Origin of the sequence: Actinomadura montaniterrae (assembly GCF_008923365.1) — a bacterium.
GTDB classification, from domain to species: Bacteria; Actinomycetota; Actinomycetes; order Streptosporangiales; family Streptosporangiaceae; genus Spirillospora; species Spirillospora montaniterrae.
The window spans coordinates 1-15288 of the sequence record NZ_WBMR01000088.1 but is presented as its reverse complement, the minus strand read 5'-3'; the positions used below and the strand labels follow the sequence as shown (position 1 = coordinate 15288).

The following is a 15288-nucleotide window of genomic DNA, read 5'->3' as shown; positions in this document are numbered from 1 at the left end:
CGCAGATGCTCCCCCTCGAAGGCATCACCGTCGTCGCATTGGAGCAGGCGGTGGCGGCGCCGTTCGCCACCCGGCAGCTCGCCGACCTCGGCGCCCGCGTCATCAAGGTCGAGCGCGTGGACGGCGGCGACTTCGCCCGCGCCTACGACGCGAACGTGCGCGGCGGGCTCGGCACCCACTTCGCCTGGCTGAACCGGTCGAAGGAGTCGGTCGCGCTCGACCTCAAGCAGGACGAGGGGCGCGCGATCCTCGCCGAGCTGGTCGCGGGCGCGGACGTGTTCCTGCAGAACCTCGCGCCCGGCGCCGCCGCCCGCCTCGGCTTCGGCGCGGAGGAGCTGCGGGCCCGTGACCCCCGGCTGATCGTCGTCGACATGTCCGGATACGGGACGCGCGGCCCGTACCGCGACAAGCGCGCCTACGACATGCTCGTCCAGGCCGAGGCGGGGCTGATCTCGGTCACCGGCACCCCGGAGACGCCGGTGAAGGCGGGCTCCCCGCTGGCCGACATCGCCGCCGGGATGTACGCCTTCTCCGGGACGCTCGCGGCGCTCGTCCGGCGCGGCACCACCGGCGAGGGCGCGGCGATCGAGGTCACGATGTTCGACGCCGTCGCCGAGTGGATGAGCCAGGCGATGTACACGACCCTCTACACCGGTTCGGTGCCGCCGCGGACGCGGCTGAGCCACCCGGTGATCTCCCCGTACGACGCCTACCCGACCGCCGACGGGGTCGACGTCGTCATCGGCGTGCAGAACGACCGCGGCTGGGCGGCGCTGGCGAACGGCGTCCTGGACCGTCCCGACCTCGTCACCGATCCCGAGTACGCGACGAACCAGGCGCGGGTCCGCAACCGCGAGAAGGTGGACGCGATCGTCTCCGGTGTCACGTCGGCGATGGGCCGCGAGGAGCTGCTGCGGCGGCTGGACGAGGCGGGCGTCGCGAACGCGTCGCTGAACGACACCCGCGGGCTGATCGCGCACCCGCAGCTCGCCGAGCGCGACCGCTGGCGCGAGGTCGGCTCCCCGGTCGGGACGATCCGGGCGATCCGCCCGCCGGTCACGTTCGCCGACGCCGAGGCGCGGATGGACCCGGTCCCGGCGCTCGGCGAGCACACCGAGGCCGTGCTGCGCGAGCTGGGCCGTGACGGCGCGGCGATCGGGCGGCTGAGCGAGTCCGGGACCGTGCGGCTGCACGCGGCGGCGCCGCCGGCCACCTGAGCCGCACGGTCCCGGCATCACCTCCCTCCGCGGATCACCACGGCTCCGCCGAGGCGACGGCGATGTGCGGGCGGCCGGTGATCGGATGCGCGCCGATGTGGGCCCGCACGCCGAACACGTCCGCGACGAACTCCGGCGTCAGCACCTCCAGCGGCGGCCCGGACGCCCGGACGCGCCCGTCCTGCAGCACGACCACCCGGTCGCAGTAGGCGGCCGCGTGGTCGAGGTCGTGCAGCGCGGCCAGCACCGTCAGCCCGAGCGACCGGACCAGGTCGAGCAGGCCGAGCTGCGCGCGCACGTCCAGGTGGTTGGTCGGCTCGTCGAGGATCAGCAGCGGCGCTTCCTGCGCGAGGGCCCGCGCCACCAGCGCGCGCTGCCTCTCCCCGCCCGACAGGGTGGAGAACAGCCGGCCGGACGCGTGCGCCAGCCCGACCCGCTCCAGCGCGTTCGCCACGACGGCGCGGTCCGCGGCGTTCTCGCGTTCGAGGACGCCCTTGTGCGGCGACCGTCCCATCGCGACGACCTCGGCGACGGAGAACTCGCCGCCCAGGTCGCCGTGCTGGGTGACGACCGCCCGCCGCAGCGCCGCCCGCCGCGCCCGCATCCGCCACAGGTCGTCGCCGTCCAGCGACACGACCCCGGCGGACGGCCGCAACGACCGGTACACGGTGCGCAGCAGCGTCGACTTGCCGCTGCCGTTCGGGCCGATGAGCCCGACGAACGCGCCGGGCTCGGCGACCAGGTCCACGTCCGACACGATCGCGGTGCCGTCGATCTCGGCGGTGACGCCCGCGATGTCCAGCCGCATCAGCCCGCGCCTCCCGCACGCCGCCGCAGCAGCCACAGGAAGAACGGCACGCCGAGACCGGTGGTGAAGATGCCGATCGGCAGCTCGTTCGGCCGGTCGGCGGTGCGCGCCGCGATGTCGACCGCGACGAGGAACACCGCGCCGCCGAGCGCCGCGACCGGCAGCACCCGGCGGTGGTCGGCGCCGACGAGGAAGCGGGCGGCGTGCGGCACCATCAGCCCGACGAACCCGATCCCGCCGACCACGCCGACCGACGTCGCCGTCAGCAGCGACGCGACGACCAGCAGCGCGATCCGCAGCGCCGGCACGGACGCGCCGAGCCCGGCGGCCGCGTCGTCCCCGGCCAGCAGCGCGTTCATGCTCCGGCCCTGGAGCAGCAGGAACAGCGTGCACGCCGCGATGACGGCGGCGGGCACGCCGAGGTCGGACCAGGTCGCGCCCGCGACGCTGCCCATCAGCCAGAACATCAGGCCCTGCAGCTCCGACGGGTCGAGCCGCAGCTGCACGAAGCTCGTCGCGGCCGAGCACAGGTACCCGACGGCGACCCCGGCCAGCACGAGCCGAGAGTCCAGCAGCCGCCCGCCGCGCTGCGCGAGCGCGTAGACGGCCAGGACGCTGAGCGCCGCGGTCGCGAACGCCGCGCCGGTCACGCCGAGCCCGCCGAACGCCGTCGCGCCGAACGAGACGACCAGCACCGCGCCCAGCGACGCCCCCGCCGAGACGCCGAGGACGTACGGGTCGGCGAGCGGGTTGCGGACGAGCGCCTGCAACGCCACGCCGGCGACGCTCAGCCCCGCGCCGACGAGGGCCGCGACCAGCACGCGGGGCGTGCGGATCTCCCAGATCACCTGGTCGCGCAGCGGGTCCGGGGACGCCGCGCCGGTGAGGTGGGAGGCGACGACGCGCCAGACCGCGCCGGGCGGCAGGTCGACCGAGCCGATGGTGATGCCCGCGACCGCGACGGCGGCGAACGCGGCGGCGAGCCCGGCGAGCAGGACGGCGACCATCCGGCCCGGCACCAGGTGCGGGCCGCGCCGCCGCACCGGGCGCTCGGCGATCGCGCTGCGCTCAGCCATTGCCGTGCACCGCCTTCGCGAGCTTCTCGACCGCCCAGGCGTTGAGCGGTCCGAGGAACGCGCCGTCCGCGACGGTCGCGTACGAACCGGTCTTGGACGCCTGCCACTGCGGGTACTCGGCGAACAGCTTGCGCGCCTCCGCGGCCGGGTCCTCGGACGGGGTGAAGGCGCCCACGGCGAGGACGTCGACCTGCGCCATGGCCAGCTGCTCTTTCGTGAGCGTGGCGGTGACGTCGCGCGACCGCCCGGCGAACGCGTTGACGCCGCCGGCCGCCCTGATCACCTCGTCGGTGATGCGCCCCGTCATGACGGCGGGCAGCCCGGCGGCGTTCATCATCGACATGCCGGGATAGACGATCAGCACCTTCCGCGCCGGCTTGCCGGCGACCCGGGCCCGGACCGCGTCGACGCGCCGCCGCAGGGCCGCCGACACGTCCGCGGCCTTCCGCTGGACGTCGAAGACCCGGCCGAGCAGGGCGAGGAAGTCGTACGACGACGCGATCGAGATCCGCTCGTACGCGCGCTTCTCGGCGGCCGACGCGCTCGGCTTGCCGTAAGCGCAGTTCACCGGGTTGACCAGGGTGTTGATCCCAGCGGCGGCGAGTTGCTCGCGGGTCGCAAGGCCGCGCTTGGCGTCGAACCCGCCCGACCACGTGGAGATCACGAGATCGGGCCTGGCGGCGAGGACCTGCTCGGCGGGCACCTCGAAGTTCCGGTTCATGGTGAGCCCGCCGGTCGGCAGCGCCTTTACGGCCGCGACCATCGACGGGTCATCCGACACCCCGTACGACTGGGCGTTCGCGAGGACGTGGCCCTGCAGCCCGAGCAGCACGAAGCTCTCCGACTCGGCCACCGACGTCCCGTTCAGGATCAGCACGCGCCGCGGCGGCCCGGTGAACGTCACCTTCTGCCCGCAGTTGCGGATGGTCAGGGGGTAGGTGGTCTTGCCGGGGGCGCCGGTCGGGACGTCGGACGCCTCGCCGGCGGGGGAGCCCGAGCACGCGGCGGCGCCCAGGAGCGCCCCGGCGGCCAGCGCGCACAGCGCGGCACGCCGGGACGGCTTGCCTTCGAACATGGGAGTTCCTTGTTTCCGGTGGTCATCAGGGCATGGCGAAGGCACGCCGGACCGACCGCGCAGTACGGCGCGGTCAGGCGGCGGCGTGCAGGACCACCGGGGGAGGCCCGCGGCGCCGGACGGCGCGGGCGAGCAGGACGCCGCGGCGCGGCGCGGGGTCGTCCGCGACCACCACCGGCCACGGCGGACGGTGCGCCGCGGCGGGCGCCCGGACGATCAGCCGGGCGAGGACGACCGCGAAGACCGCCCCGTACAGCCACCACAGGGCCCGCTCGGCGTACGCGAGCAGGACCGAGGCCGCGAGGGCGGCGGCCGCGTGGCCCGCCAGCATCGGCGGGCCCATCGCGAGACCGGGCCCCGCCATCGGCTCCGCGCCGGGCGCCATGTGGTGGGCGGGGGACGACGCGGACACGGTGAACGCGAGGTGGAAGGCGACCTGCGCCCATCCGATGACGGCCAGGATCCGCCGGAACGACATCATCCGCCCGGCGAGCCCGACGCACAGCGCGCCCACCACCCCGCCCGCGGCGAGGATCGCCGGGAGCGGCGGCAGGCAGCAGGCGCCGCCCATGACGTGGCCGGCGAGCGAGAGCAGCGCGCAGGCGGCGGCGAGGAAGCCGCCGCGCGCCCAGCGTGCCGCCGTCCCCGAGCCGATCACGTGGCCAGCCTAGAGCCGGGTCTCGGGCACCCGCCGCCGCCCCCGGCGATCACGACCCCGCCGCCGGATATCGTGGGCGGCATGGCCAGGACGACCCCCGCCTCCGCCCCCGACCGCCGCCGCGAGGAGATGCGCGACTTCCTGCGCACCCGCCGCGCCCGGCTCACGCCCGCCGACGTCGGCATGCCGGACGCGGGCCGGCGCCGGACGCCGGGCCTGCGGCGCGAGGAGGTCGCCGTGCTCGCCGGCGTCGGCGTGTCCTGGTACACGTGGCTGGAGCAGGGACGCGACATCAAGGTGTCCGGCGAGGTGCTGGACGCCATCGCCCGCGCGCTCCGGCTCGACGCCGCCGAGCGCGAGCACCTGTACCTGCTGGCGGGGCTGAACCCGCCGCGGCGCGAGGCGGGTCCCGCCGTCCCGATCACGCCGGAGCTGCAGCGGGTGCTGGACGCGTGGTCGCCGCGGCCCGCCTACGTCCGGGACCGGCACTGGAACTTCGTCGCGATCAACGACGCGGCCCGCGCGGTGTTCGGGTTCGGCGACACCGACCACAACTGCCTGGTGTCGTTCTTCACCAACGCCCGCTACCGCGAGATGCACATGGAGTGGGCCGCGGCGGCGCCGGACGTCGTCGCCCGCTTCCGCGCGGACGCGGCCCGGTACCCCGACGACCCGGAGTTCGGCCGGATCGCCGACGACATGATCGCGGCCAGCCCGGAGTTCGCCGAGCTGTGGCCCCGGCACGAGGTCAGCTCGGCCATCCAGGCGGTGAAGGGCGTCCGGCATCCCGAGGCCGGCGAGATGGTCTTCGAGGGGACGCTGCTGCCGCTCGCCGACCGTCCCGGCACCCACCTCGTGCTGCAGAACCCGCGTCCCGGCACCGGCACTCTGGAGCGCCTGGAGCGGCTGATGGCGCGGCGCGGGCTGGCCGCGGCGAGCTGATCCGCGCCCCGCGAGGGTGGTGGTGGCAGACCCAGGATGAGCGGAGTCTGTCTGCCCCTCCGGCGGTCCGGCACGATCGTTCCCGAAGGAACCGGATGAAGGGAACGGCCGTGAGGAATCGTGATTTCGCAGGTACGCCGGTCGGCGCGGTCGGCCTCGGCTGCATGGGCATGAGCTGGGCGTACACCGAGTCCGAGCGCGATGACGACGCGTCGGTGGCGCTGATCCGGGAGGCGCTCGACATGGGCGTCACGTTCCTGGACACGGCGCAGCCCTACGGCGACGGCCACAACGAGACGCTGGTCGGGCGGGCCCTCGCCGGACGCCGCGACGAGGCGGTGCTCGCCACCAAGACGGGCCTCGTCGTGGAGTCGCTGGCCACGCGGAAGATCGTCCGGAACGGGCGGCCGGAGCACGTCAAGGCGTCCGCCGAGGACAGCCTGCGCCGCCTGGACACCGACGTGATCGACCTCTACTACCTGCACCGCGTCGACCCGGACGTGCCGCTCGCCGACACCTGGGGCGCGATGGCGGAGCTGGTCGCCGAGGGCAAGGTGCGCCGGCTCGGCCTGTCGGAGGTCAGCGTGGCGCAGGCCGCCGAGGCGCACGCGATCCACCCGGTCGCGGCGGTCCAGTCCGAGCTGTCGCTGTGGACGCGCGACGCGCTGGGGCAGCCGGGGACGCAGGCCGCCGGCGACGGCGTCGGCACGGTGTCCGGCGCGGTCTCCGGCGCGGGCGATGCGGGCGACGTGGTGGGCTGGTGCGCCGCCAACGGCGCGGCGTTCGTCCCGTTCTCGCCGCTCGGCCGCGGGTTCCTCACCGGGACCGTCACCGCCGCCGACTTCGAGGATGGCGACTTCCGCGGCGCCAACCCGCGCTTCCAGGAGGAGGCGCTGAAGGCCAACCTGCGGATCGTCGACGTCGTGAAGGCCGTCGCCGAGCGGCACGGCGCCACCCCGGCGCAGGTCGCCATCGCCTGGACGCTCGCGCAGGGCGAGCACGTCATCCCGATCCCGGGTACGAAGAAGCAGCGGTACCTGCGCGACAACGCCGGGGCCGCCGACCTCGACCTCACCGAGACCGACCTGGCCGAGCTGGACGCCGTCCCCGCGGCCGTTGGAGGGCGTTACTGATGAAGGCCGTCACCATCCCCGCGTTCGGCGAGGCCGACGTGCTGCGCGTGGACGAGATCAAGGTCCCCGAGCCGGGACCGGGGCAGGTGTCCATCGACGTCGCGTACGCGGGCGCCAACTTCGCCGAGGTGCTGTACCGGCGGGGCGTCGTGGACGTGCCGCTGCCGTTCGTCCCCGGGATCGAGGTGTCCGGGCACGTCCGCGCGGTCGGGCCCGACGTCGAGGGCCTGCGTCCCGGACAGCCCGTCGCCGCGCTGACGATCGTCGACAGCGGCGGCTACGCCGAGGTCGTCGTGACGTCCGCGGACCTGGTCGCGCCGCTGGACGGCCTCGACCTGGGCCTCGACGTCGCCGCCGCGATCCCGTCCAACAGCACGACCGCGTTCCTCGTCCTGGACCGGGCGGCGCGCATCGAACCGGGCGAGACCGTGCTCGTACACGCCGCCGCCGGCGGCGTCGGCAGCCAGCTCGGCCAGGCCGCCCGGCAGCTCGGCGCGGGCCGCGTGGCCGGCACCGTCGGCGGCCCGGCGAAGATCGAGACGGCGCGCGGCTTCGGCTACGACGACGTCGTGCTCCGCGACGAGCTGCCGGACCGGGTCGCGGACCTCACCGGCGGGCGCGGGTTCGACATCGTGGTGGACATGGTCGGCGGCCCGGCGCGCCGCACCAGCCTCGACGCCCTCGCCCCGATGGGCCGGATGATCGTGATGGGCAACGCGTCCGGCGCGGACGACGTGGGCGTGTCCGCGAACGAGCTGTGGTTCACCAACAAGTCCGTGTCGGGGTTCAACCTCGCCGCGTTCTCGGCGGCGTTCCCGGCGGACGCGGGCCGGGCGCTGCGCCGCGCCGTGGCCGCCGCGGCCTCCGGCGACCTGCGGCTGCAGGTGGAGGAACTGCCCCTGGAGCAGGCCGCGGAGGCGCACCGGCGCATCGAGTCGGGCGCCACGACCGGCAAGCTCGTCCTCGCGGTGCGCGGCTGACGCTCACACGGCCGTGACCAGCCACGCGGTGCCCCGCAGCCGGACGCCGCCGGGCGTCTCGAACGGGCGGGCCGCGTCGGCCAGCGCGGCCCGCGCGCGCCCGGTCGCGGCTTCGTCCAAGGCGCCGCCGAAGGCGCTCCAGGCGAGGACGAACGAGGCGGCCGCCTCCGCGTCCGGCCCGAGGACGATGGACGTCTCGACCGGTTCGGAGCGGACGCCGGCGAACCCGGCGGCGCCGAGGACGGTCGCGATCCGGTCGGGCCGGGACAGCGAGTGCACGTCGGAAGGGGGCGCGTCCGCCATCGCCGGGGGCATGGCGGCCGCGACGATGCCCGGCAGGTCGTTGCCGCCGGGCGGGCCGACGGTCGTGAACACCAGCCGTCCGCCCGCCTTCAGGGCCCGGTGCACGTTGCCGAAGGCGGCCACGGGGTCGCGGAAGAACATCATGCCGAACCGGCTGATCGCGACGTCGAACTCGCCTCCGGGGAACGGATGCGTCTGTGCGTCGCCCGCCTCGAACGCGACGTTGCCCAGGCCCTCGTCGTCGGCGAACGCGCGGGCCTGGGCGAGGAGGGGCTCCGAGATGTCGTTGCCGAGGACGCTCCCGCGCGCGGCGAGCCGTGCGGCGCGCCGCGAGGTCGCGCCGTAGCCGCAGCCGATGTCGAGGACGCGCCCGGCGGGCGGGATGGCGGCGGCGGCGAAGAGGGCGGCGTCGTACCCGCCGCTGATCACCTCGTAGCGGGCGGCGTCGGCGGCGCGGTCGGCGGATTCCACGGTCATGCCTTCCGCGCCGGGGCGGGCGCCTCGGCGGCCAGGGCGAGCAGTTCGTCGACCGACCACTGGTCGTAGGCGTGCTCGCCGTACTTCGCCGCGACCAGGCGTCCGTCCGCGCCGATAAGGAAGTCGCCGGGCAGGCCCAGCCGGCCGCCGGTCGGGTGGGCGGACGGCGTGCGCTCGCGGCCCCGGAGCACCCGCCACGTCTTGATGACCGAGGACCGGACGAGCGGGCCCCACACGCGCGGGTCGAGCAGCGCCCGGCGCGCGGACTCGACGCCGAACTCGGCGTACAGCCTCTTCGCGGGGTCGCCGACGACGGGGAACGGCAGGCCGTTCACGTGCTCGCGCAGCTCTTCGTCGGTGGAGTGGAACACCACGACCTCGCGGATCCCGGCGGCCTCGACCTCGGCGTGCCGGACGACGAACGAGCGCAGGTGCAGGTTGCAGATCGGGCAGCCCGCGAACCGGCGGAACTGCAGGTGGACGAGGTGGGCGGGGTCGGGGACGGGGACCGGCGGGCCGCCGACCGGGGTCAGCTCGCAGGCCGGGACGTCGGATCCGGGGGCCAGGCGCATGCGTCGCTCCTTTAAGCGTATGGCGTACACCTACGATCGTAAGCGTATGCCGTACGCTGTCAAGCGCCATGCCTCGACCCCGCTCGCTCACCCAGGCCCAGGTCGCCGCCGCGGCGCTCGCCGTCATCGACCGGGACGGCCTCGCCGGGCTGTCCATGCGCGCCGTCGCCAAGGAGCTCAAGCTCAGCACGATGGCGCTGTACCGGTACGTCCGGGACCGCGAGGAGCTGGAAGGCCTCGTCATCGACCTGGTCTACGCCGAGGTCGATCCCGCGCCGCCGCCCGCCGGGCCGTGGGAGGCGCGGATCGAGACCATGGCGCTGCGGCTGCGGGACGCGTTCGGCGCGCACGCGGCGATCATGCCGCTGACGCTCACGCACCGGCACGACTCGACCGGCTCGCTGTGCTGGGGGGAGACCGTCGCGGGCATCCTGCGCGACGCCGGCATCACCGGGCCCCGGGCGGCCGTCGCGCTGCGGGCGGTGATCGCCTACATCATCGGCGCGATCCAGCTCGAGCACCTGGGCCCGCTGGAGGGGGAGGGGACCCTCGTCATCGCCGCGCTCCCCGAGGACGAGTTCCCGAACATGGCCGAGACCGCGCGGCACGCCCGCCGGATCGGCCCCGACGAGGAGTTCCGCGGGGGACTGGCGGCCGTGCTGCGCGGCCTCGGGAGCGCCTAGCTAGCGCACCAGCAGCGACTGCTGCGCGGCGATGGCCTCGACGGCCTGCGCCACGATCCCGTCGATCAGCTGCGCGCAGCTCGGCAGGTCGTCGATGACCCCGACGACCTGGCCCGACGCCATCACGCCGAGGTCGGGACGGCCGTCCACCATCGCCGCCTTCAGCAGCATCGGGGTGTTGGCCGCCATGAGGACCTGCGACCAGGACAGGTCCTTGCCGTGCTTCATCGCCTTCCCGTCGGCGATCATCGCGCGCCACGACATGCCGGACAGCTTCTTGAACCGGGCGCCGTTGCGCAGCGCCCGGACCAGGCCGCTGATCCGCCCGGCCGACTCCAGCTCGTCGACCAGCTCGCTGCGCAGCACCCGGTGCGGCATCCCGTCGACCTGGCGGGTCACGACCGTCTCGCCGGTCTCGAGGTAGACCTGCTTGACCGCGTCCGGCACCGAGCTGTCGGAGGTCAGCAGGAACCGGGTGCCCATCGCCACGCCCGCCGCCCCGTAGGACAGCGCGGCGGCCAGGCCGCGCCCGTCGAAGAAGCCGCCGGCCGCGATCACCGGGATGTCGACCGCGTCCACGACCTGCGGGAGCAGCAGCGTGGTGGCGACGGCGCCGGTGTGCCCGCCGCCCTCGCCGCCCTGCACCAGCACCGCGTCCGCGCCCCAGCCCGCGACCTTCTCCGCGTGCCGCCGCGCGCCCACCGACGGGATCACCACGAGGCCCGCGTCCTTGAGCTTGGCGATCAGCTCCCGCTTCGGCGCGAGCGCGAACGAGGCGACCTTCACGCCCTCCTTGATGAGGAGGTCGATGCGGTCGCCCGCGTCCCCGGCGTCGGCCCGCAGGTTGACCCCGAACGGCGCGTCCGTGCGGTCCTTGACCTCGTGGATCGCGTCCGCGAGCTGGTCGAGCGTCATCGTCGCCGACGCCAGGATCCCGAGGCCGCCCGCGTTCGCCACGGCGGTGACCAGGCGCGGGCCGGCCACCCAGCCCATGCCGGTCTGGACGACCGGGTGCCGCACGCCCGCCAGCCGGGTCAGCGGGGTGTCGAGCCGCTGCTCCATCAGGCCGGGACCTCTCGCTCGCGCAGGCCCTTCGGGTCGAGCACCTCGCGCATGACCCGCAGCTCCTCGTCGTCCGGAAGGCGCGTCTGCGGAACGTCGCCCGGGACGGCCAGCTCGAATCCGGTCGCGGCCACGACGTCGTCGACCGTGACGCCGGGGTGGACCGACCGGAGCCGCATCCGGTGGTCGGGGGTGTCGAAGTCGAGCACCGCGAGGTTGCTCACCACGGCGCGGATCTCGTGCGCGCCCCGGTCCCAGCCGACGCCGCTGACGAAGTCGACCTTGTCGGTGAACACCCGCGCCGAGTGCTTCGGCACCCAGTAGCTCGTCGGGTTCAGCAGCGTGTTGCCCGGCCCGCCGCGCGACCCGAGGAGCTGCCGCGCCGGCCGCTCCCAGTCGCCGATGCACGAGATGTTGGTGTTGCCGTACCGGTCGATCTGCGACGGCCCCATCACCACGTGCCGCCGCGCGTTCAGCACCAGCCACAGGTGGTCGCGGAACGGCAGCCAGCCCTCCGCCACCTCCGCCGTGCGGCCCAGCGGGACCGGCTCGGCGCTCAGCGTCGGCCCGCCGTCCGTCGTCAGCAGGTCCGGCTCGAACGTGGCCCGCGCGAGCCGCGAGCCCAGCATCGGCACGAACCCGGCGACCGCCGCCGCGACGATCTCGCCGTCGCCGCGGAACAGCTCCGCGCAGGCGACCGCGCAGACCTCCGCCCTCGTCACATCGCTCATCGGGATTCCTCCTGCCAGGTCCGGACGGCGTCCTGATAGGCGGCCTCGTCGCCGGACAGGAACCGGTCGCGGAACGCCGCCCACGCCTCCGGGTCGGCGGCCGACTTCGCGTACAGCTTCTGGAACGCCTCGTCGCGCCGGTGGTCGGGCTCGCAGTCGGTGAAGTGCGCCCCGTTCGGGGTCTCCACCACGCCCGTCACCTGCGCCCGGCTGATCAGCATCGACTGCGGCGGGCCCTCCTTGGCGAAGTCGGCGGTGTCGACCAGCCGCTCGCAGGAGACATAGGTCCGGTCCGCGGCCTTGGCGAACAGGTCGTCCATGTACGGGTCGGCGCCGAGGTACTGCGCGTTGCCGCGCGCGTCGGCGCGGTTCATGTGGATCAGCGCCGCGTCCATCTTCAGCGCCGGGACGGCGACGAGCTCCTGCCCGTCCTCGTACGGCGACCGGACCGTCTTCAGCTCCGGGTTGACGCGCATCACGTCCGAGCCGAGCCCGACGGGGGTGGGCAGGAACGGCAGCCGGTGCGCCGCCGCGTACAGCCCGAACATGAACATGCCCTCGTCGTACTCGGTGAGCTCGATCGCCCCGGTCTGGCGCGCCTGCCGGAAGTGCGGCTCCAGCGGGATCGAGTCCATGGTCACGAACGCGGTGACGAGGCGGCGGACCTTGCCCGCCGCGCACAGCAGCCCGACGTCCGGCCCGCCGTAGGTGATCACGGTCAGGTCGGTGACGTCGGAGCGGCACAGCGCCCGGACGAGCGCCATCGGCTTGCGCCGCGAGCCCCAGCCGCCGATCCCGACCGTCATGCCGCTCTCCAGCGACCCGACGACCTCGTCGATGGTCAGTACCTTGCTCACTTCGCCCCCTTGGCCACGAAGGCGTCGCGGTGCTCGTCGCCCGCGCCCATGAGGTTCAGCTCGAACGTGAAGCCCTGCTCGTAGCGGTAGCTGCGGCGGACGTCGACCGGGTCGATGCCGTTCAGCGACTCCTTGGCGCGGCGGATCACGTACTTGTCCTTCGCCGCGATGTTCCCGGCGACCTCCAGCGCCTTGGCGCGCAGCTCGTCCTTCGGGACGACCTCCAGCACCGAGCCGTGGTGGTGCAGCTCGGCCGCGGTCACGTTGCGGCAGGTGTAGACCATCGCGCGCATCAGGTGCTGCGGGACGAGCCGGGCCAGGTGCGTCGCGGCGCCGAGCGCGCCCCGGTCGACCTCGGGCAGGCCGAAGAAGGCGTCGTCGGACGCGACGACGATGTCGGCGTTGCCCGCGAGGCCGATCCCGCCGCCGAGGCAGAAGCCGTGCACCGCGGCGACGACCGGGACCTCGCAGTCGTAGACGGCGGCGAACGCCGCGAAGCAGCCCCGGTTGGCCCCCACCAGCGCGGTGTGGCCATCGGTCCGCTGCATCTCCTTGATGTCGACGCCCGCGTTGAAGCCCCGGCCCTCGGCCCGGAGCACGACGGCGCCGACCTGCGGGTCGCGGCCGGCCGCGAGCACCGCGTCGGCCAGCTCGAACCAGCCCGCGACGGTCAGGGCGTTGACCGGCGGCGCGTCCACGACGATCTCGGCGACCCCGTCCAGGGTCGTGGTGGAGACTCCCATGCGCTACCTTTCCACCAAACATTTGTTAGAACAGACCGTAGCAGAGGGGCTCGGAGGAGGCGGGATGTCACTGACGCTGGACCTGGCGGGAAGGACCGTCGTGGTCACCGGGGGCGTGCGCGGTGTCGGCGCGGGGATCAGCCGCGCCTTCCTGGAGGCGGGCGCCGACGTGATCGCGGTGGCCCGGCGCGAGCCGGACGCGCTGCCGGAGAGCGGCGGCCGCACGGCCTCGTTCGCCTCCCTGGACGTGCGCGACGGCGACGCCGCGGAGGCGTTCGCCGCCGGGCTCGACCGGGTGGACGTGCTGGTCAACAACGCGGGCGGCGGGCCGTTCCTGCCGCTCACCGACGGCCCGCTGCGCACCCATCTGAAGATCCTGGAACTGAACCTGACCGCGCCGCTCATCATGGCGCGCGCACTGCGCCCCTTGATGCCGGACGGCGGCTCGGTGATCAACATCGGCAGCGTCAGCGGGGTCCGGCCGTCGCCGGGCACCGCTCCCTACGGCGCCGCCAAGGCCGGGCTGCACAGCCTCACCCAGTCGCTCGCCGTGGAGTGGGCGCCGCGGGTGCGGGTCAACACGCTGATCCTCGGCATGATCCGCACCGAGCTGGCGCACCTGCACTACGGCGACGAGGAGGGCGTGCAGGCCGTCGCGCGGACCGTCCCGATGGGCCGCCTCGGCGACCCGTTCGAGGTCGGCGCCGCCTGCGTCTACCTCGCCTCCGACCTCGCGTCCTACATCACCGGGTCGCAGATGCTGATGCACGGCGGGGGAGAGCGCCCCGCGTTCCTGGACGCCGCCACCGTGAACAAGGAGGAGTCGCGATGATCTGCAAGGACCGCGTGGTCGCCGTCACCGGAGCCGGGCGCGGACTCGGCCGCGCACACGCGCTGGAGTTCGCCCGGCAGGGCGCCCTGGTCGTGGTCAACGACCTCGGCGTCGCCCGCGACGGCACCGGCGACGCGTCCGGCGGCCCCGCCCAGGACGTCGTCAAGGAGATCGAGGCGCTCGGCGGCCGCGCCGTCGCCAGCACCGACGACATCGCCACCGACGCCGGCGCCGCCGCGCTCGTCGCCACCGCCGTGGACGCCTTCGGCCGCCTCGATACCCTCGTCAACAACGCCGGGTTCCTGCGCGACCGGATGCTGATCAACCTGTCCGAGGACGAGTGGGACGCGGTGATGCGCGTCCACCTCAAGGGCCACTTCCTGCCGCTCAAGCACGCCGGGCAGTACTGGCGGGCCGAGAGCAAGGCGGGCCGCGCCGTCGACGCCCGGGTGATCAACACCTCGTCCGGTGCGGGCCTGCTCGGCAGCGTCGGCCAGGGCAACTACTCGGCCGCCAAGGCCGGCATCGTCGGGCTCACCCTCGTCGCGTCCGCCGAGCTCGGCCGGTACGGGGTGAACGTCAACGCGATCGCGCCCGCCGCCCGCACGCGGATGACCGAGGAGGTCTTCGCGCAGACGATGGCCGCGCCCGCCGAGGGCGAGTTCGACGCGATGGCGCCGGAGAACGTGTCGCCGCTGGTGGTCTGGCTCGGCTCCGCGCAGTCCAAGGACGTCACCGGCCGCGTCTTCGAGGCCGAGGGCGGCAAGATCTGCGTGATGGACGCCTTCCGGCACGGCCCCACCGCCGACAAGGGCGCCCGCTGGGACCCGGCCGAGGTCGGCGACGTCGTCACCGGCCTGCTCGCCAAGGCGCCGGCGCCCGAGCCCGTCTACGGCGCCGGCTGACCCCCTCGCCCGCGCCCGGCCGTGGCCGGGCGCGGCCGGTTCCGGTCGCGAACCTCGTGAAACCGTCCTGACCTGCCACCATTCCGGATAACGGCGGGGGACGGGGGACGGTCGTGTCACCGAACCGGTACGGGGTGATCACGCGTCGTAGTTGCCAGGGGACTTCCCCGGACGACGCGAAAGGCAGGGGGTGCCGCCATGGCTCCTGAGGGTCCGCCGCCAGGGGGCGCGCCG

General features: G+C 74.5%; 17 protein-coding genes. 7 read left to right on the top strand and 10 right to left on the bottom strand.

Annotated features, from left to right (window positions below; translation table 11 throughout):
• Positions 1 to 5: 5 nt before the first annotated feature.
• Positions 6 to 1217: a CaiB/BaiF CoA transferase family protein gene (locus tag F9B16_RS26675; protein WP_151542926.1), complete on the top strand. Its 1212-nt coding sequence runs from the start codon at positions 6 to 8 to the stop codon at positions 1215 to 1217.
• A 34-nt stretch (positions 1218 to 1251) separates the two neighbouring features.
• On the opposite strand, the gene F9B16_RS26670 is transcribed toward F9B16_RS26675, so the two are convergent.
• The 4 genes from F9B16_RS26670 to F9B16_RS26655 form a co-directional block, all read right to left on the bottom strand.
• Positions 1252 to 2025 (bottom strand): ABC transporter ATP-binding protein, encoded by a 774-nt coding sequence (locus F9B16_RS26670; RefSeq protein ID WP_151542924.1) that lies wholly within the window; start codon positions 2023 to 2025, stop codon positions 1252 to 1254.
• On the bottom strand, positions 2025 to 3101 hold the full coding sequence (locus F9B16_RS26665; protein ID WP_225991966.1) for a FecCD family ABC transporter permease: 1077 nt from the start codon (positions 3099 to 3101) through the stop codon (positions 2025 to 2027). The genes F9B16_RS26670 and F9B16_RS26665 overlap by 1 nt, the downstream gene beginning before the upstream one ends.
• Positions 3094 to 4176 carry an ABC transporter substrate-binding protein gene (locus F9B16_RS26660; RefSeq protein ID WP_151542922.1) on the bottom strand — a complete coding sequence of 361 codons (1083 nt, stop codon included), beginning with the start codon at positions 4174 to 4176 and terminating at the stop codon, positions 3094 to 3096. Before F9B16_RS26660 ends, F9B16_RS26665 begins: the two co-directional genes overlap by 8 nt.
• A 73-nt stretch (positions 4177 to 4249) precedes the next feature.
• Positions 4250 to 4834 (bottom strand): hypothetical protein, encoded by a 585-nt coding sequence (locus F9B16_RS26655; RefSeq protein ID WP_151542920.1) that lies wholly within the window; start codon positions 4832 to 4834, stop codon positions 4250 to 4252.
• A gap of 81 nt (positions 4835 to 4915) precedes the next feature.
• On the opposite strand from F9B16_RS26655, the gene F9B16_RS26650 reads away from it, so the two are divergent.
• The 3 genes from F9B16_RS26650 (at position 4916) to F9B16_RS26640 (ending at position 7889) form a co-directional block, all read left to right on the top strand.
• Entirely contained in the window at positions 4916 to 5776 is an 861-nt protein-coding gene (locus F9B16_RS26650; RefSeq protein WP_151542919.1) for a helix-turn-helix transcriptional regulator, read from the top strand.
• Positions 5777 to 5886: 110 nt separating this feature from the next.
• Complete coding sequence (locus F9B16_RS26645) at positions 5887 to 6909, top strand: aldo/keto reductase (RefSeq protein WP_151542917.1); 1023 nt, start codon at positions 5887 to 5889, stop codon at positions 6907 to 6909.
• A complete protein-coding gene (locus F9B16_RS26640) occupies positions 6909 to 7889 on the top strand; it encodes a quinone oxidoreductase family protein (protein WP_151542915.1) in 981 nt (326 codons plus the stop codon). Before F9B16_RS26645 ends, F9B16_RS26640 begins: the two co-directional genes overlap by 1 nt.
• Before the next feature lie 3 nt (positions 7890 to 7892).
• On the opposite strand, the gene F9B16_RS26635 is transcribed toward F9B16_RS26640, so the two are convergent.
• The gene (locus F9B16_RS26635; protein WP_151542913.1) at positions 7893 to 8669 is read right to left on the bottom strand and encodes a class I SAM-dependent methyltransferase; all 777 of its coding nucleotides are present in this window, start codon (positions 8667 to 8669) and stop codon (positions 7893 to 7895) included.
• On the bottom strand, positions 8666 to 9241 hold the full coding sequence (locus F9B16_RS26630) for a peroxiredoxin-like family protein (RefSeq protein WP_151542912.1): 576 nt from the start codon (positions 9239 to 9241) through the stop codon (positions 8666 to 8668). The genes F9B16_RS26635 and F9B16_RS26630 overlap by 4 nt, the downstream gene beginning before the upstream one ends.
• Before the next feature lie 68 nt (positions 9242 to 9309).
• Between F9B16_RS26630 and F9B16_RS26625 the strand changes: the two genes are divergently transcribed.
• A complete protein-coding gene (locus F9B16_RS26625) occupies positions 9310 to 9924 on the top strand; it encodes a TetR/AcrR family transcriptional regulator C-terminal domain-containing protein (RefSeq protein WP_151542910.1) in 615 nt (204 codons plus the stop codon).
• Here F9B16_RS26625 and F9B16_RS26620 read toward each other — a convergent pair whose 3' ends face one another.
• The 4 genes from F9B16_RS26620 to F9B16_RS26605 are packed head-to-tail and all read right to left on the bottom strand — an operon-like array spanning position 9925 to position 13317.
• Positions 9925 to 10986 (bottom strand): NAD(P)H-dependent flavin oxidoreductase, encoded by a 1062-nt coding sequence (locus F9B16_RS26620; RefSeq protein WP_151542908.1) that lies wholly within the window; start codon positions 10984 to 10986, stop codon positions 9925 to 9927.
• Entirely contained in the window at positions 10986 to 11717 is a 732-nt protein-coding gene (locus F9B16_RS26615) for a CoA-transferase subunit beta (RefSeq protein ID WP_151542906.1), read from the bottom strand. The genes F9B16_RS26620 and F9B16_RS26615 overlap by 1 nt, the downstream gene beginning before the upstream one ends.
• Positions 11714 to 12574 (bottom strand): CoA transferase subunit A, encoded by an 861-nt coding sequence (locus F9B16_RS26610; protein ID WP_225991965.1) that lies wholly within the window; start codon positions 12572 to 12574, stop codon positions 11714 to 11716. The genes F9B16_RS26615 and F9B16_RS26610 overlap by 4 nt, the downstream gene beginning before the upstream one ends.
• Entirely contained in the window at positions 12571 to 13317 is a 747-nt protein-coding gene (locus tag F9B16_RS26605) for an enoyl-CoA hydratase family protein (RefSeq protein ID WP_151542904.1), read from the bottom strand. Before F9B16_RS26605 ends, F9B16_RS26610 begins: the two co-directional genes overlap by 4 nt.
• Positions 13318 to 13381: 64 nt before the next feature.
• Here F9B16_RS26605 and F9B16_RS26600 point away from each other — a divergent pair, with 64 nt between their 5' ends.
• Positions 13382 to 14149 carry an SDR family oxidoreductase gene (locus F9B16_RS26600; RefSeq protein WP_151542903.1) on the top strand — a complete coding sequence of 256 codons (768 nt, stop codon included), beginning with the start codon at positions 13382 to 13384 and terminating at the stop codon, positions 14147 to 14149.
• Positions 14146 to 15054 carry an SDR family oxidoreductase gene (locus F9B16_RS26595; protein ID WP_151542901.1) on the top strand — a complete coding sequence of 303 codons (909 nt, stop codon included), beginning with the start codon at positions 14146 to 14148 and terminating at the stop codon, positions 15052 to 15054. The genes F9B16_RS26600 and F9B16_RS26595 overlap by 4 nt, the downstream gene beginning before the upstream one ends.
• Positions 15055 to 15288 lie beyond the last annotated feature (234 nt).

Coding starts and splice junctions, on each gene's coding strand:
- F9B16_RS26630 (WP_151542912.1), bottom strand. CDS start 9,241: ATGCGCCTGGCCCCCGGATCCGACGTCCCGGCCTGCGAGCTGACCCCG.
- F9B16_RS26600 (WP_151542903.1), top strand. CDS start 13,382: ATGTCACTGACGCTGGACCTGGCGGGAAGGACCGTCGTGGTCACCGGG.
- F9B16_RS26640 (WP_151542915.1), top strand. CDS start 6,909: ATGAAGGCCGTCACCATCCCCGCGTTCGGCGAGGCCGACGTGCTGCGC.
- F9B16_RS26615 (WP_151542906.1), bottom strand. CDS start 11,717: ATGAGCGATGTGACGAGGGCGGAGGTCTGCGCGGTCGCCTGCGCGGAG.
- F9B16_RS26620 (WP_151542908.1), bottom strand. CDS start 10,986: ATGGAGCAGCGGCTCGACACCCCGCTGACCCGGCTGGCGGGCGTGCGG.
- F9B16_RS26670 (WP_151542924.1), bottom strand. CDS start 2,025: ATGCGGCTGGACATCGCGGGCGTCACCGCCGAGATCGACGGCACCGCG.
- F9B16_RS26660 (WP_151542922.1), bottom strand. CDS start 4,176: ATGTTCGAAGGCAAGCCGTCCCGGCGTGCCGCGCTGTGCGCGCTGGCC.
- F9B16_RS26595 (WP_151542901.1), top strand. CDS start 14,146: ATGATCTGCAAGGACCGCGTGGTCGCCGTCACCGGAGCCGGGCGCGGA.
- F9B16_RS26665 (WP_225991966.1), bottom strand. CDS start 3,101: ATGGCTGAGCGCAGCGCGATCGCCGAGCGCCCGGTGCGGCGGCGCGGC.
- F9B16_RS26625 (WP_151542910.1), top strand. CDS start 9,310: ATGCCTCGACCCCGCTCGCTCACCCAGGCCCAGGTCGCCGCCGCGGCG.
- F9B16_RS26675 (WP_151542926.1), top strand. CDS start 6: ATGCTCCCCCTCGAAGGCATCACCGTCGTCGCATTGGAGCAGGCGGTG.
- F9B16_RS26605 (WP_151542904.1), bottom strand. CDS start 13,317: ATGGGAGTCTCCACCACGACCCTGGACGGGGTCGCCGAGATCGTCGTG.
- F9B16_RS26650 (WP_151542919.1), top strand. CDS start 4,916: ATGGCCAGGACGACCCCCGCCTCCGCCCCCGACCGCCGCCGCGAGGAG.
- F9B16_RS26635 (WP_151542913.1), bottom strand. CDS start 8,669: ATGACCGTGGAATCCGCCGACCGCGCCGCCGACGCCGCCCGCTACGAG.